The following is a 15,383-nucleotide window of genomic DNA, read 5'->3' as shown; positions in this document are numbered from 1 at the left end:
GAACTACAGCCCCTGCGAGCCCCTATGCCCAGCTCCAGCCCGCGCCCGCGCACACGCCCCCACCACTTCGCCGCAATAGACCTAGGCGCCTCCACCGGCCGCGTCATGACAGCCCAGGTGACCCCGAACGAACTCACCCTCACCGAAACCCACCGCTTCCCCAACCGCCCCGTCCGCACAGCCGGCACCCTGCACTGGGACATCCTCGCCCTCTACGCCGGCGTCCTCGACGGCCTCCGCGCCGCAGGCCCCGTGACCTCCGTCGGCATAGACGGCTGGGCAGTCGACTACGGGCTCCTGGACGCGGACGGTGCGCTCCTGGGCAACCCGGTGCACTACAGGGACACACGCACCGAGTCCGCGCCGGAGAAGGTGTGGGCAGCCATGCCCGCACCCGAGCTCTACGCGGCGACAGGCATCCAGCACGCCCCCTTCAACACCCTCTACCAACTGACCGCCGCCCAAGGCACCGCCCAACTCGCCGCCGCCGAACGCCTCCTCCTCATCCCGGACCTCCTCACGTACTGGCTGACCGGCGAACAGGGGACAGAGCTGACCAACGCGTCCACGACCCAACTCCTGGATCCGCACACCAAGACCTGGTCGCACGACGTCGCGACCCGCCTCGACATCAACCTCGACCTGTTCGCCCCCCTGCGGCACCCCGGCGACCCGGCAGGCCACCTGCTGCCGCACGTGCTGGAAGAGACCGGCCTCAACACCCGCACACCCACCCCCGTCACGACGATCGCCTCGCACGACACCGCGTCAGCGGTGGCCGCGGCCCCCGCCACCACCGACAACTTCGCGTACATCTGCACGGGCACGTGGTCCCTGGCCGGGATGGAACTGGCCGCCCCCGTCCGCACGGAAGCCGGCCGCGCGGCCAACTTCACCAACGAACTGGGCATAGACGGCACAGTCCGCTACCTCCGCAACATCATGGGCCTGTGGCTGCTCCAGGAGTGCCGGCGCACCTGGGGCAGCAGCGACCTCGAGCCCCTGCTTCGCCAAGCCGCCAACGTCCCCGCACTCCGCTCCCTGGTGGACGCTTCCGACCCCGCGTTCCTGCCCCCGGGCAACATGCCGCACCGCATCGCGCAGGCCTGCCGCTCCACAGGGCAGCCCGTGCCCAGCACCCCCGCCGAGACGACCCGCTGCATACTCGACTCCCTCGCGCTGGCGCACCGCCAGGCCATCGAGGACGCCCAGCGCCTCACGGGCAGGTCCGTGGACGTCGTGCACATAGTCGGCGGCGGCGCCCGCAACGCGCTGCTCTGCCAACTGACGGCGGACGCCTGCGGCCTTCCCGTCGTGGCGGGCCCCGCCGAGGCCGCCGCGCTCGGCAACGTACTCGTCCAGGCGAGGGCGCACGGACTGACGGCGGACCGACACGAGATGCGGGCGCTCCTTGCCCGCACCCAGCCGCTGGCCCGCTACGAGCCGGCGAGCGACCGCCGGACCCGGTCGGCATGGGCCGAGGCGTCTCAACACATCGCCGCACACCGACTCCCGTAACGCCGACGCAGCGCATACCCTGCATCCATCCGATGATCGACGAGGAGGAACCCGCGATGCGTGTCGCTCTGTTCCTGACGTGTGTCAACGACACGCTGTACCCGGACACGGGCCGCGCGGTGGTGAAACTGCTGACCAGGCTCGGTGTCGAGGTCGATTTCCCGATGGCGCAGACCTGCTGCGGGCAGGCGCACTACAACACCGGCTATCGACATCAGACCGAGCCGCTCGCCCGGCATTTCTCCGATGTTTTCGGGGCGGACGGGTACGACGCGATCGTGACGCCGTCCGGCTCGTGCGGGGCGATGGTCCGCGAGTTGTATCCGCGCATGGGAGAACGGGCTCGGGCCGAGGGGCGAGGAGAGAGCCTGGCGGCGGCGCTGGCACCCGTCGTCCCCAAGACGTACGAGCTGACCGAGTTCCTGGTGGACGTCCTCGGCGTGACGGACGTCGGGGCGTACTACCCGCACACCGTGACGTACCACCCGACCTGTCACGGCCTGCGCTCCCTCGGACTCGGGGAGCGGCCCGCCCGACTGCTCAAGTCGGTCAAGGGACTTGAGCTCCGCGAGCTGCCGGGCGCCGAGGAGTGCTGTGGGTTCGGCGGCACGTTCGCGTTGAAGAACTCCGATGTCTCGGCGGCGATGGGCGCGGACAAGGTCCGCAACGCCGAGTCGACGGGTGCCGATGTGCTGTGCGCGGCGGACAACTCCTGTCTGATGCACATCGGCGGGACGATGACCCGCCTCAGGAGCGGCGTGCGTCCGGTCCACATCGCGGAGATCCTGGCGAGCACGGAAGAGGAGCCTCTGGCATGAGCGGCACATTCGTAGGCATGCCCGCCTTCCCCGAGGCCGCCCGCGAGGCCGTCGGGAACAAGACCCTGCGCGCCAATCTGCGGCACGCCACGCACACCATCCGCGACAAGCGCGCCAAGGCCGTCGCCGAGCTCGACGACTGGGCGCAGCTGCGCGAGGCGGGCAAGCGCATCAAGGACGAGACGCTCCGCCATCTCGACCGGTATCTGGTCCAGTTGGAGGAGGCGGTCACGGCCGCGGGCGGCACGGTGCACTGGGCGGCCGACGCGGACGAGGCCAACCGGATCGTCACCGAGCTGGTGAAGGCCACGGGCGAGTCCGAGGTCGTCAAGGTCAAGTCGATGGCCACGCAGGAGATCGGCCTCAACGAAGCCCTGGAGGCCGAGGGGATCAGCGCCTACGAGACCGACCTCGCCGAACTCATCGTGCAGCTCGGCAAGGACCGCCCCTCGCACATCCTCGTACCCGCCATCCACCGCAACCGCGGCGAGATCCGCGACATCTTCACCCGCGAGATGAGCGAGTGGGGCCGCCCGGCGCCGGACGGCCTGACCGATACGCCCGCCGAGCTCGCCGAGGCGGCACGGCTCCATCTGCGCGAGAAGTTCCTGCGGGCCAAGGTCGGCGTCTCCGGTGCGAACTTCATGGTGGCCGAGACGGGCACGCTCGTCGTCGTCGAGTCGGAGGGCAACGGCCGGATGTGTCTCACCCTCCCCGAGACGCTGATCTCGGTCGTCGGCATCGAGAAGGTCGTGCCGACGTGGCGGGACCTCGAGGTCTTCCTCCAGACACTGCCCCGCTCCTCCACGGCCGAGCGCATGAACCCGTACACCTCGATGTGGACCGGGACGACGGACGCGGAGACGGCCGACGGGCCGCGCGTCTTCCATCTCGTGCTCCTCGACAACGGCCGCACCGACACCCTCGCCGACGAGGTGGGCCGGCAGGCGCTGCGCTGCATCCGCTGTTCGGCCTGCCTCAATGTCTGCCCCGTCTACGAAAGGGCCGGTGGCCATGCGTACGGCTCGGTCTATCCGGGCCCCATCGGCGCGATCCTCAGTCCTCAACTCCGCGGCACCCAGAGCGAGATCGACGCGACGCTCCCCTATGCGTCGTCGCTCTGCGGCGCCTGCTACGAGGTGTGTCCGGTGGCCATCGACATCCCCGAGGTCCTGGTCCATCTGCGGGAGCGGGTGGTCCAGGGCGGCGAAGTGATCAGGAACGGCACGAAGGTGACACTGCGGCCCGCGAAGGGGCACGCCGCCGAGCGGGCGGCCATGCGCGCCACGAGATGGACGTTCGGCAGGCCGGGGGCGCTGCGCGCCGGCCAGCGCCTCGCCTCGCGCACCCGGCGCCTCCATCCGCGTACCCTCCCCGGCCCCGGTCGGGCGTGGAGTGCGACGCGGGACCTGCCGCAGGTGCCCGCGGAGCCGTTCCGCGACTGGTGGCAGCGGACGGACGGCGGCCGGGCAAAGGGGAGCGGGACGAGGAGCGGGAAGAGGAGCGGCGAGTGAGCAGCAGAGACCTGATCCTGGGTCGGGTGCGGCGAGCCCTGACCGACGTACGGGACGACGTACGCGACGACTCGCGGCACGGCGACGTGGCGTACTCCTACGGCAGTGCCGTCGAGCGCGGCTATCTGCGTGAGCACGGCGATCGCACCACGGATCAGACCGTCGACCTGCTTGCCGAGAACCTCGCGGACTACCGGGCGATCGTGCACCGCACGCAGGCCGGGCGGCTGCCGGACCTGCTGGGGCGGCTGCTCGCCGAGCGGGGCGCGCGCAGCGTGCTCGTGCCGCCCGCGCTGCCGCCCGGCTGGCTGCCCGCGGACGGCCCGGACCGCGTCGAGGATCTGGCCGCGCACACCGCCGGGGAGCTGGACGCGGTCGACAGTGTCGTCACCGGCTGCGCGGTCGCCGTCGCCGAGACCGGCACGATCGTCCTGGACGGTGGGCCGGACCAGGGCCGCCGCCGCATCACGCTCGTCCCCGATCACCACATCTGTGTCGTTCGGGTCCCGGATCAGGTCGTCGCCTCGGTCCCCCTGGCACTCGAACGGCTCGACCCCGCCCGGCCGCTGACGTGGATCTCGGGACCGTCCGCGACCAGCGACATCGAACTGGACCGGGTCGAGGGCGTGCACGGCCCGCGCAGGCTGGAGGTGGTGCTGGTGAGCGGAGTGTGAGGGCCGCGGTTAGCGTGAGTGCATGATCCGGTTCGAGCAGGTGACCAAGCGCTACCCGGACGGCACGACTGCTGTGGACGACCTCTCGTTCGAGGTCGCCGAGGGTGAACTGGTCACGCTCGTCGGCCCGTCCGGGTGCGGCAAGACGACCACGATGATGATGGTGAACCGGCTCATCGAACCGACTTCGGGCCGCATCTTCGTCGACGACGAGAACATCGCCGCTGTCGACCCGGTGCGCCTTCGCCGCCGCATCGGCTATGTCATCCAGCAGGTGGGGCTCTTCCCGCACCGGACGATCCTCGACAACACGGCGACCGTGCCCGCGCTGATCGGCTGGAAGAAGGGGAAGGCGCGGGCGCGGGCGGCGGAGCTGCTCGACCTGGTGGGGCTCGACCCGAAGACGTACGGATCGCGCTATCCCGAGCAGTTGTCGGGCGGTCAGCGTCAGCGGGTGGGGGTGGCACGGGCGCTGGCGGCCGATCCGCCGGTCCTCCTCATGGACGAGCCGTTCGGGGCGGTCGACCCGGTGGTGCGGGAGCAGTTGCAGGACGAGTTCCTGCGGATGCAGGCGGCTGTCCGCAAGACGGTGCTCCTTGTCACCCACGACATCGAGGAGGCGGTCCGGCTCGGGGACCGGATCGCGGTGTACGGGCAGGGGCGCATCGAGCAGTTCGATACGCCGGGGGCGGTGCTCGGCACTCCGGCCACGCCGTACGTCGCCGAGTTCGTGGGCGCCGACCGGGGCCTGAAGCGGCTCTCGGTCACCGAGATCCAGGCCGACGACCTGGAGCAGCCGTCGGTGACCCGCCTCGACGAGCCCGCCCCGCAGGCCGCGGCCCGGCTCCGCGAGCAGGACGCGCGCTGGGCCGTCGTCCTCGACGCGGACGGCGATCTGCACGGCTGGGTCGGCGTCGACGAGGTGGCGCTGGCCGGTGAGGGCGGCAAGGTCGGCGACCTGGCCCACCGGATGAAGGCGTGGGTCCCCGTCGGCGCGCCCCTCAAGCAGGCCTTCGGGGAGATGCTGCAGCATGACGCGGGCTGGGTGGCGGTCCTCGACGGGGCCCGCTTCCTCGGCGTACTGACCCCGGCGAAACTGCATGAGGCGCTGCGCCGCTCGGTGGACGCGGACGCGCAGGGCGTGCCGCGGGATCAGGTGGATTTCGACTCAGTGGCCGACGCGTAGGCCTTGCCGGCCGGGGGTGCGGTGTCCGGGCGGGCCCGAGTCCTTTGCGCCTGCGGCGAGCGGAGATCTGTCAGCGCACAACCCCTAACGGGCAGAGGTAGTTCGGCGCCGCCGAATTCCGCCGTCCGGCTTGATCGCCGTTGCGGCGGAGAGGGGGTGCCCGCCCCGGCGCGGAGGGGGACCGCCCGGTCCCGGCCGGGGACTGCCCGCCCTGCGCGGTGAAGTCACAGCAAGCCCTTCTCCTCCAAATAAGCCCGTGCCACGTCCTCCGGAAGCCTGCGCCAGCTGTCGACCTGTTCGTTCATGGAGGCCAGGTCCGTCGTCGTCAGGACGGCGTTCAGGCGGCCGAGTGCGTTCGCGACGCCCTCGCTGCCCGCGCGGGAGCGGTTGACGACCGGGACGATGTAGTCGGCGTTCTGGAGTTTCTTGTCGTCCTTCAGCAGGACCAGGCCGAATGCGTCGAGGGTGGCGTCCGTCGACGTGGTCAGGACCATCTGGTCCTGGCCGCTCTGCACGGCCTTCTTGGCCTGCGTCGTGCCCACGCCCTTGGGGTCGACGGCGGTGATGTCGATGCCGTAGACCTCCTTCAATCCCGGTGCGCAGTACGGGCGTTGCACGCATTCGTCGCCCGCGGCGAGCCGCACCGGCAGGCCTGACCTGCCGAGGTCGCTGAGTGTCTTGAGCCGGTGCTGCCGGGCGTAGGACGCGGTGACCGCGAAGGCGTTCTGGTCGACGGCCTTGCCCGGGTCGAGGACGGAAAGGCCGCGGGGTGTGGCGAGGTCGCGCAGGGCCCGCATGGTGGTGGCGAGGTCGGGCGAGCCGACGGGCTCCGCGTCGGCGCCGTTCTTCTTGGCGTTCAGCCAGTCGGCGAACGTCGCCGCGTACTCGGCGACGACGTCGATCTGCCCGGATTCCAGGGCCGGTTCATAGAGCTCGCGGTTGGCCACGGAGAGGATCTCCGCACCGTATCCGGCCTTGTTGAGCAGCAGTGAATACATCTGGGCCAGCAGATCGCTCTCCGTGAATCCCGCGGAGCCGACGACCAGGTGGCGGTTGTCGCCGGGCGGCGCGGTGACCTCGCCCTGGGTCTCCAGGGACGGCCCGGACGCGCAGCCGGACAGGATGACGAGCGCGGCGACGGCCAGCAGGGTCGGCCCGGTGCGCCGTCTCATCCGGCCCGCCCCTTGCCGCCCCGTGCCCACGCCGGGGCAAGGCGCTCGCCGATCTCGAAGAGTGCCTCGACGAGCAGCGCGAACGCGGCGACCAGGACGGCGCCCGCGACGACCTGGGGAGTGCTCGCGAGGTTGAAGCCCGCCGTGATGATCCGGCCGAGTCCCCCGCCGCCCGCGAGCGCCGCGATGGTCGCGGTGGCGACGAGCTGCACCGCGGCGATACGCACCCCGCTGAGCACCAGCGGCATCGCGAGCGGCAGTTCGACGCGCCACAGCATCTGCCGCCCCGTCATCCCCATGCCGCGCGCGGCCTGCACGATGCTGCGGTCGACGCCGCGCATGCCGACGTACGCGTTGGTGAGCAGCGGCGGCACGGCGAACAGGACGAGTGCGACGACGGTGGGCCCCTCGCCCCAGCGGCCGAGGGGAGTCAGGAGCAGCAGGACGAGGACCGCGAAGGTCGGGACCGCGCGGCCGACGTTGGAGATGTTCACGGCGAGCGCCCCACCCTTGCCGAGGTGGCCGAGGACGAGCGCGACGGGCAGCGCGATCAGACAGCTGATCAGCAGGCACACCACGGTGAGGACGAGGTGCTGGGTGAGGCGGTGCCAGATGCCGTCGTCGCCCGACCAGTGCGCCGCGTCGGTGAGCCACTGCCAGGCCTCGCTGAGGGTGTTCATGAACGGACCGCCCTCGTCCAGGGAGTCAGGATCCGTTGTACGCCGAGCAGCAGCAGGTCGGCGGCTACGGCGATGACGACGCACAGCACGGAGGCGGTCAGGACCTGTGCCTTGAAGTACGTGTTCATGCCGGCGTAGATGAGGTTGCCGAGCCCGCCGAAGCCGACGATCGCGCCGACCGTGACGAGGGAGACGGCGGAGACGGTGGCGATCCGCAGGCCCGCCATCGCGGCGGGCAGCGCGAGCGGCAGTTCGACGGTGAGCAGCAGCCGGATCGGTCCGTAGCCCATGCCGCGGGCGGCCTGGCGGGTGTCCTCGGGGACGCCGCGCAGACCGGCGAGGATGTTGCGGACGAGCAGCGTCAGTGAGTAGAGGACGAGTCCTGCGACGACCAGGGATGCGGAGAGGCCGTACATGGGGAGCAGCAGCGAGAACATCGCGAGCGAGGGAATCGTGTAGAGGACCGTGGTGAGCGCGAGCACCGGGCCCGCCGCGAGGGCCCAGCGGCGGGCGAGGACGGCGAGCGGCACGGCCACGACGAGCGCGATGAGGACGGAGAGCGCCGTCAGTTGCAGATGCTGGACGACCGCGTCGAGGATGATCTGGCGGCGGGTGCTCAGATACTCACCGCAGATCCACTCGTTGCGCGCGAGGCAGTCGTCCGGGGGCGCGGTCACCTGTCCATTCCAGCGGGCGGCTGCGGGGGACGGCGCGTTCTGGTCGTCCGTACGAGGATTGACCTAGACCAATAATCAAGAGGTCTGCACCAATCAATCCGCACCCCTGACTCACCCAACCCCGCCGCACCCCCCGCATCGGCAATCCCCGAATCGGGTGGTTCGAACCGCCAGAGTGAATCGAACGCAAGATCACGGCCCGGTGGCCCGCCATCCCGGCCCTCCGGGACCGGCTTCGAACTTCAGCCCGAGACATCGCTCCCACATCACCGTTACGCACCACCACTCGGCCCCGTTTCCCGAGCGTCTGTCCGTACCGATGCCGCCAGGGAGCCCCATTGGAACTGCATGCCAACATCGTCGGTGTTCACCTTGTGTTCGAGCGGGCGGGCAGGGTACTGCTCGGACTTCGCTCCCCCGACTCCGCCTACGCCCCCGCCACCTGGCACCTCCCGGCCGGTCATCTCGAACGCGAATCGGCCACGGCGTGTGCCGTGCGCGAGGCGGGCGAGGAGCTCGGCGTCACCATCCACGAGCAGGACCTCCGGCTCGTCCACATCGTCCACCACCGGGACGGCGGCGACGGCAGGGCCAGGATGCAGCTCCTCTTCCACGTCCTCGCCTACGCCGGCACCCCGGCCATCCGCGAACCCGACCGCTGCACCGCCCTGGAGTGGTGGCCCTACGCCGCCCTGCCGTCCCCGCTCGTCGACTACACCGCCGTCGCGCTGACGGGCATCGCCGCAGGCCGTACGTACACGGAGATGGGGTGGGCGGCCGCATGACAAGCCAGAACACCGGCCCCGCCACCACGTCCAGGTCGCTGCCCCCTCCCCCGCCCGCGGAGATCAAGTTCGAGGGGAACCCCGGCAAGAACCCCCTCGGCGAGGCCTCCTTCCGGGACATGTGCTCGCGCCTGCCGTCGGTCCTCGCGCACACGACCCGGATGGCGTGGGAGACCGACCGCCGTGCCGTGCTGCTGCTCCTCGGCTGCCAGCTGCTCATCGGCGCCGGCGCGGCCGTGCAACTGGCCTTCACCGCCACGGCGATGCAGCCCCTCATCGGCGGTGGCGCCGCCGCCGACCGGCTGCGCTCGGCGCTGCCCGCGCTGTTGGTCATCGCCGTCGCGGCCGCCGTCACGCGGGTGGCCACCGCGCTCTCCTCGTACGCGGACGGCCGGATCACCCCGCGGCTGACCACCGGCGCCGACAGTGCCCTGGTCGAGGCGGTGTGCCGCGCCGAGGCCGCCGCGTACGCGGAACCGGGGTTCGCCGACCGGCAGGAGGCGGCCGAGATGGGCGTGACCCGCAGCCGGACGATGGTGCAGGACGCGACACGCTTCACGGCCGCCCTGGTCCGCATGATCACCGCGAGCGGCGTGCTCTCCGTACTGCATCCGCTGATGTTCCCGCTGCTCGCCCTCGCCGTCGTGCCCGCCGGAGCGGGGGCCGTCCTCTCGGCGCGCGTCACCTACGAGACGCACTACGCCAACGTCGGCGACCGCAACGTACGCCAGATGATGCGGTGGTGGTCGACCACCCCGAAGTTCAGCGACGAGGTGCGCGCCAACGGCATGACCGGGTACCTGATCCACTGGTACCGCGCCCTGTCAGGCCGGATCGACCGGCGCACTCTGGCGGCCGCGCCCCGGATGCTGCGCATCGTCCTCGCCAGTTCCGCCCTGGGCGGGGTCTTCCTCGTCGGCACCTGGGCGGCGCTGGCCTGGCTCGCCGTCACGGGACGTGTGGACCTGGCCGTCGCCGCCACGGCGGTCGTCGCCGTGCAGACGTCCCTCACCGCGCTCTCCCAGCTGGTGATCCACGGCGCGGCGATGTTCCACACCAGTCTCTACCTCGCCGACATGCGCTCGTTCCTCGACTTCGCCCACGAACTCGCCCCACAGCGCGGCCGGTCGACGGCCCCGGAGCAGGTGGCGGAGATCCGCGTCGACGAGGCGGTCTACCACTACCCCGGCAAGGAGGACCCGGCCGTCGACCATGTTTCGCTCACCCTGCGCCGTGGCGAGATCGTGGCCGTCGTCGGGGAGAACGGCTCGGGCAAGTCCACCCTCACGCGCCTGATCACCGGCATCTTCCTCGCCGACAAGGGCCGGGTGACCTGGGACGGAGTCGATCTCGCCACGGCGGACCCGGACAGCGTGTGGGCCCGCACCGGCCTGGTCGCGCAGAACTTCGCCCAATGGCCGCTGCGGGCCCGGGAGAACGTGACGCTCGGCCAGCCCCGCACCGTCGACGACGGGCCGGTCTGGGACGCCGTCGACACGGTCGGCATGCGCACCGCGATCGAGCAACTGCCGCACGGCCTCGACACCCTGCTGGCCCGTGAGCTCTTCGGCGGCTGCGAGCTCTCCGGCGGCCAGTGGCAGCGCCTGGCCTGTTCCCGCGCCCTCTACCGTCGGCCGCCGGTGCTGATCCTGGACGAGCCGACGTCGCAGATGGACGTCCGCGGCGAACGGGCCGTGCTCGACGCGCTGAAGGCGAGCGCCCCGGACCAGATCACCGTCGTCGTCACCCACCAGCTGGAGAACACCAAGGTGGCGGACCGGATCGTGGTGATGCGGCACGGCCGGATCACGGAGCAGGGGCACTACGACGACCTGGCCCACGGAGGGGGCCTCTTCGCGGAGCTCCTCGCCCTTTCGAAGGACCGCGGAGCCCGCTCGAAGGACCGCGGAGCCCGCTCGAAGGACCGCTGAGCCCTTTCGAAGAACCCGACCCTCCTCACCACTACACATAAAGGAAAAATAAGCGCAAAATGGATATGCGCGACGACTATGCCGCGATAGCTCTTCAGGCCTGCTCGAATCAGAGGAGACGAGTCTCATGGCCGACGTCTCACACAGGGGAGACATCACCCATCACCCCGATATATCCGAGATGCGGGATCGGTACGCCCGCGTGCTCGGCGGTCACGATGTGGCACTCGTGGACGGGCCTGTGTTCCTCACGGGCCTCTTCTGCGCCATATCCCCGTGGACGATCCACTTCGCCGCCAACCAGCCCACCCTCGCGACGCACAACCTCATCATGGGCATCGCGATCGCACTGCTGGCGGTCGGGTTCACCGTCACCCCGGCCAGGATGTACAGCCTGAGCTGGGCCATGTGCGCCATGGGCGTCTGGATGATCGTCTCGCCGTGGGTGGTGGGCGACAGCCCCGACACGGGCGTCATCCTCACCAACGTCATCATCGGCGGTCTCACCTTCCTGCTGGGCCTCGCATGCACCGGCGCGGCGGCGAAGGAGAACCGAGGGGCAAACACGTCTTGACGGAGGTCGAGGACTGAACGAGGGCGGCGGCCCCGGTCCCACCGACCGGGAGCCGCCGCTCGCCGCGCTCGGGGTCGTGGCTTTCGCCGCCCTCGGGACCAGCCCATTCGGGTCCTTCTCGGCGTGACCGGGCGCGCGGAGGCCATCGCCGTCGGGCGTTTGGGGTAACGGTGGCCTGGCCCCGATCACTTCGACAGGAGAACCGCAGTGCGACCTCACCGCGCCCTGGCCGCCGCCCTCGCCGCTCTGGCCCTCACCGGCCTTGCCCTCACCACTCCCGACGCCGCCCGGGCGGTGGCCGCCCCGGACGACACGAGCTACGCCGCCGCGTCAGGCGGCTGTCTGGTGAAGGGAACTGCCGCCAGCGACACCCTGAACACCACGTACACCGTGTCCGTCGCCGTCCCCTCCGGATGGCAGCAAGTCGCGGCCACCAGTGGCACCCTGCGTACCGCCGACGACCCGGTGACCACGCGGGTGGACTTGACGGACCTGTTCGTCGGGACCGTCGAGGTGTACCTCAAGAACGGCGACGAGGTGTGGGCCTCCTGCAAGGGCCGCTTCCCGCTCGGCCAGGTCGGCTGGGAGCGGCGTGCGGGCAATCTCGGCCACCTGATCGAGCCCTGACACACCGTCAACGCATGACCTCGTCGCTCGATCGCGCCGGCGGGCTACGCCCCGTTGTCCGCCGGCAACTATGAACTCTCCTCGACGAGCCGGGCGAGGTTGGCCAGGGCCATGCGGGTGCCCGTCTCGTTGTCGGCCGCCGGGACGGCGTCGGGGATGCCTTCGTGCACGATCACCACGTCGGTGCCGCCGTCCGCGCCGTCGGTGAGCGTCGTCGTCATCGTCATGACGCCGCGCAGTGCGGGATCCTCGGCCTCGAACTCGAGGACCTCCACGACCTGCTCGTCCGGGACGAGCCTGGCGAAGTGGCCGTGGTACGTGTCGGTGTGCGAGGCCGACTTGCCGGCGCCGTCCGGCGCGTCATAGGTGAGCGACACGCGGAACTCGCCTCCCTCGCGGGCGTCGAACGCGTGCACCTTGCTTGTCATGCCGCTCGGTACCCGCCATCGGGCGATGGCGTCCGCGGCGATGAGCGCCCGATAGACGACTGGGCGTGAGGCGTTCACGTGCCGGGAGATCCGGGTCGCGTACATACGCGTCAACGTAGCAAGCGAGGTCGGTGTGATTCGGGCATCGCGCCCGGTTCTGTTCCGCGACGCGCGGGGTGTGGGTGCCGGGGTGAGGGGCGAAGGGGCGGTGGAGGCCGGGCAGGGGACGGTTGTGCGCAGGACCCGGCCGGGCCGCTGTGGGTGCGGTGGCCTCGGGGGCGCGGCCCCGGCCGCTCGCGGTGGGGTGCGGGGGTGAGCCGATGTCCTGTGCGCCGTCCGGGATGTGAGAGACCGTCAGACGGTGATCCCGGCCCGCCCTTCGACGGCCCCGCCACCTCCCCGCCGGGACGGCGCAAAAGGCTCATTGCGGCACTAGTCAGGCGGCAGTAGAAGGGGCATTGACCCAAAAAGCGTTGCGGCCGCGGCGTCCAGAAAGGCATCACATCGCAGCTCTGAAACATCGAGCTCCTGAAACATCGCAGCTCTGACAGAAGCCGGGTGATCCAGAATGGCGCTAGATCCACACACTGCTGTGACGAACGAGCCGGAGGACAGTGCGGTATCACTGGCCGCCGAGCAGGAAGCGGTCCTGCAGCCGCCGTCCGAGGGCACGCAGGGCGAGACGCAGCACCCGACCGGCGAGGGGCTCGAGCACATCGAGGGCTACCGCAGGCCGGAACACTTCGCGCCGGAGGCCTGGACGGCCCCGACCGCCACGCTGCCCGACATCGGGGAGGCCTCCTTCGGCCCGCCGCCGCTGGCCCCCGAGACGGTGCACGGTCCCGATGACCGCGTACAGATCAACAACACCAGCGTCTACCCGTGGCGCGTCCACTGCTACCTGCTGATCACCGCCCGCGACAACGCGCTCTACCAGGGCACCGGCTGGCTGCTCGGACCGCACACCCTGGCCACGGCCGGGCACGTGGTCTACATCAAGGGCAGTGGAGTGGCGGGCCGCGACGGCTGGGTGAAGAGCATCCAGGTCATGCCGGGCCGCAACGGCGCGTCGCTGCCGTACGGCAGCATCACCTGCACGAGCTTCCGGTCGGTGCTCGGCTGGACGGACAACGGCGACGAGAACTTCGACTACGGCGCCATCATCACGCCCTCCAACATCGGCTCCACCACGGGCTGGTTCGGCTTCGGCGTATGGTCGGACTCTGATCTGCTCAAGACCACCGGCAACATCGCCGGCTATCCGGGCGACAAGCCGGGCGGGACCATGTGGTACGCGGCACGCGGGATCGACTCCGTCGCACCGCGCAAGGTGTACTACGACATCGACACCGCCGGCGGACAGAGCGGCAGCTCCGTCTACCGCATCGACAGCAACGGCCGCTATGGCTTCGCGATACACGCCTACGGCGGCTCCCGCGTGAACTCGGGCACCCGGTTCACCACTCCCGTCTTCAACAACTACGTGGCATGGAAGGCATGAGCGAAGGCCTATGAGCGGCAGTGGTTCGGCAGTACAGATCACCGGCGTCGTCCATGACGCCTCGGGCGCGCCGGTGGCGGGTGCTCATGTCCTGTTCACCAGCGGGCCCCGGCCGCTGCCGGACATCGCTGCCTTGACGGACACCGAGGGACGCTTCTTCCTCACGGCGCCCACCGCGGGCGCGTACACGCTCACGTGCCGGGCGGACCCGATCACGGGCCCGCCCGGCACCGCCGAGGCCACCGTCCGGGTCGGCGCGACCACCGGGGGCGCCGTCACCGAGCCGGTACGGGTCGAGCTGACGCTCGGCTAGACACCTCAGCTGGAGACCGTGCCGCGCTACTCCAGGTAGCCGCGCTACTTCAGGTACGGGCCGTCGGCGCCCACCTTGCCCGGATTCTTGTCGCCGGTGACGGCGTCGGCGTAGGTGCCGTCGGGGATGCCGGTGTAGGTCGCGGCGCCCGAGACGGTGACCAGGGCGAAGCTGTCGACCGTGCCGAAGGTGTAGCGGCGCTTGTACGCCATCTGGCCCTCGATGCCCTCGGTCGAGTACTGGCCCGACTGCAGCGCGGGCACGCAGTCGATCTGCTTGCCCTTCTGGAACTCGATCTCCGAGCCGTAGTAGAGGGTCGGGATGCCGCGGAAGGTCCACATCAGGGCCATGTTCTCGGCCCAGGCGTCGGCGCCGCCCGCGTACCGGGTGGAGGACTCGTTCGGTCCGTAGTCGTGGCTGTCGACGTACACGGTGTTGTACGTCGCGTCGTTGACGGAGTCGTCGGAGTCCTTGCCGTTGTTGTACGCGTTCGGGGCGTCGCCGAAGTTCATGTGCATCCGCATGTCGATGATGTTCATGCCGGAGAACTCCGTGCGGTCGGGGGCGTGGTAGCTGTTCCCGTCCAGGAAGGCGTTGTTGCTGGTGGGCTGGTTTCCGGTGCCCTGGGCCTGCTCGTACTCGTACATCTCCAGGGCGGCCGCCGCATCGTCCGCGTTGCACTCCTTGCGCTCCTTCCATGTGTAGAACTGCGCGGAGTGGTTCACCGAGCCGCGGTTCCACTTGTCGTTGACGAAGGCGTTGCCGGACGACGTGTGCTGGTTGCCGCCCCGGTTGTTGGACGCGTCGCCGTCGTTGAAGCGCGCGGTCATCGCGAAGTAGATGGAATCCTTGCGCGGATCACCGCCGAGCATGGTCGCCGAGTCCGCCTCGGCGGCCGCCTTCCGGGCGTCGTCCCCGCCAGGACTCTGGGTTTTCCTATGCCAGTGGGGGTGCCAGTGGGGGTGCCAGTGGGGGTGGCACTGGG

General features: G+C 70.4%; 15 protein-coding genes and 1 pseudogene. 11 read left to right on the top strand and 5 right to left on the bottom strand.

What is annotated here, in order from left to right; translation table 11 throughout:
• Positions 1–105 precede the first annotated feature (105 nt).
• From E2651_RS30995 to E2651_RS30975, 5 genes are read left to right on the top strand one after another with little or no spacing between them, the layout of a single operon-like run.
• Entirely contained in the window at positions 106–1,518 is a 1,413-nt protein-coding gene (locus E2651_RS30995; RefSeq protein ID WP_245239348.1) for a rhamnulokinase family protein, read from the top strand.
• 56 nt (positions 1,519–1,574) lie between these two features.
• A complete protein-coding gene (locus tag E2651_RS30990) occupies positions 1,575–2,336 on the top strand; it encodes a (Fe-S)-binding protein (protein ID WP_135334565.1) in 762 nt (253 codons plus the stop codon).
• Positions 2,333–3,850, top strand: coding sequence for a LutB/LldF family L-lactate oxidation iron-sulfur protein (locus E2651_RS30985; RefSeq protein WP_135334564.1), 1,518 nt, complete (start codon positions 2,333–2,335; stop codon positions 3,848–3,850). The genes E2651_RS30990 and E2651_RS30985 overlap by 4 nt, the downstream gene beginning before the upstream one ends.
• Positions 3,847–4,524: a lactate utilization protein C gene (locus E2651_RS30980; protein WP_135334563.1), complete on the top strand. Its 678-nt coding sequence runs from the start codon at positions 3,847–3,849 to the stop codon at positions 4,522–4,524. Before E2651_RS30985 ends, E2651_RS30980 begins: the two co-directional genes overlap by 4 nt.
• A 22-nt stretch (positions 4,525–4,546) precedes the next feature.
• On the top strand, positions 4,547–5,710 hold the full coding sequence (locus E2651_RS30975; RefSeq protein ID WP_135334562.1) for a betaine/proline/choline family ABC transporter ATP-binding protein: 1,164 nt from the start codon (positions 4,547–4,549) through the stop codon (positions 5,708–5,710).
• Positions 5,711–5,934: 224 nt separating this feature from the next.
• On the opposite strand, the gene E2651_RS30970 is transcribed toward E2651_RS30975, so the two are convergent.
• The 3 genes from E2651_RS30970 to E2651_RS30960 are packed head-to-tail and all read right to left on the bottom strand — an operon-like array spanning position 5,935 to position 8,239.
• A complete protein-coding gene (locus tag E2651_RS30970; RefSeq protein ID WP_135334561.1) occupies positions 5,935–6,882 on the bottom strand; it encodes an ABC transporter substrate-binding protein in 948 nt (315 codons plus the stop codon).
• Positions 6,879–7,562 (bottom strand): ABC transporter permease, encoded by a 684-nt coding sequence (locus tag E2651_RS30965; RefSeq protein WP_135334560.1) that lies wholly within the window; start codon positions 7,560–7,562, stop codon positions 6,879–6,881. The genes E2651_RS30970 and E2651_RS30965 overlap by 4 nt, the downstream gene beginning before the upstream one ends.
• A complete protein-coding gene (locus E2651_RS30960) occupies positions 7,559–8,239 on the bottom strand; it encodes an ABC transporter permease (protein ID WP_135334559.1) in 681 nt (226 codons plus the stop codon). The genes E2651_RS30965 and E2651_RS30960 overlap by 4 nt, the downstream gene beginning before the upstream one ends.
• Positions 8,240–8,577: 338 nt before the next feature.
• On the opposite strand from E2651_RS30960, the gene E2651_RS30955 reads away from it, so the two are divergent.
• The 4 genes from E2651_RS30955 (at position 8,578) to E2651_RS30940 (ending at position 12,156) form a co-directional block, all read left to right on the top strand.
• Positions 8,578–9,024: an NUDIX domain-containing protein gene (locus E2651_RS30955; RefSeq protein ID WP_245239347.1), complete on the top strand. Its 447-nt coding sequence runs from the start codon at positions 8,578–8,580 to the stop codon at positions 9,022–9,024.
• Positions 9,021–10,955 carry an ABC transporter ATP-binding protein gene (locus E2651_RS30950; protein ID WP_135334557.1) on the top strand — a complete coding sequence of 645 codons (1,935 nt, stop codon included), beginning with the start codon at positions 9,021–9,023 and terminating at the stop codon, positions 10,953–10,955. The genes E2651_RS30955 and E2651_RS30950 overlap by 4 nt, the downstream gene beginning before the upstream one ends.
• Positions 10,956–11,082: 127 nt before the next feature.
• A complete protein-coding gene (locus E2651_RS30945) occupies positions 11,083–11,529 on the top strand; it encodes an SPW repeat protein (RefSeq protein ID WP_135334556.1) in 447 nt (148 codons plus the stop codon).
• Between the two features lie 207 nt (positions 11,530–11,736).
• On the top strand, positions 11,737–12,156 hold the full coding sequence (locus E2651_RS30940; protein WP_135334555.1) for a hypothetical protein: 420 nt from the start codon (positions 11,737–11,739) through the stop codon (positions 12,154–12,156).
• A 68-nt stretch (positions 12,157–12,224) separates the two neighbouring features.
• On the opposite strand, the gene E2651_RS30935 is transcribed toward E2651_RS30940, so the two are convergent.
• On the bottom strand, positions 12,225–12,689 hold the full coding sequence (locus E2651_RS30935) for an SRPBCC family protein (protein ID WP_135334554.1): 465 nt from the start codon (positions 12,687–12,689) through the stop codon (positions 12,225–12,227).
• 487 nt (positions 12,690–13,176) lie between these two features.
• Here E2651_RS30935 and E2651_RS30930 point away from each other — a divergent pair, with 487 nt between their 5' ends.
• On the top strand, positions 13,177–14,085 hold the full coding sequence (locus E2651_RS30930) for an endopeptidase (RefSeq protein WP_245239346.1): 909 nt from the start codon (positions 13,177–13,179) through the stop codon (positions 14,083–14,085).
• Positions 14,086–14,095: 10 nt separating this feature from the next.
• Positions 14,096–14,398: a carboxypeptidase-like regulatory domain-containing protein gene (locus tag E2651_RS30925; RefSeq protein ID WP_135334552.1), complete on the top strand. Its 303-nt coding sequence runs from the start codon at positions 14,096–14,098 to the stop codon at positions 14,396–14,398.
• Between the two features lie 44 nt (positions 14,399–14,442).
• Here E2651_RS30925 and E2651_RS30920 read toward each other — a convergent pair.
• Positions 14,443–15,383 (bottom strand): annotated as a pseudogene (locus tag E2651_RS30920) (hypothetical protein); the annotation flags it as partial.

The organism is Streptomyces sp. MZ04 (assembly GCF_004684775.1).
Lineage (GTDB): Bacteria > Actinomycetota > Actinomycetes > Streptomycetales > Streptomycetaceae > Streptomyces.
The sequence above is the reverse complement of the archived record's forward strand: the minus strand, read 5'-3'. Positions and strand labels throughout refer to the sequence as shown.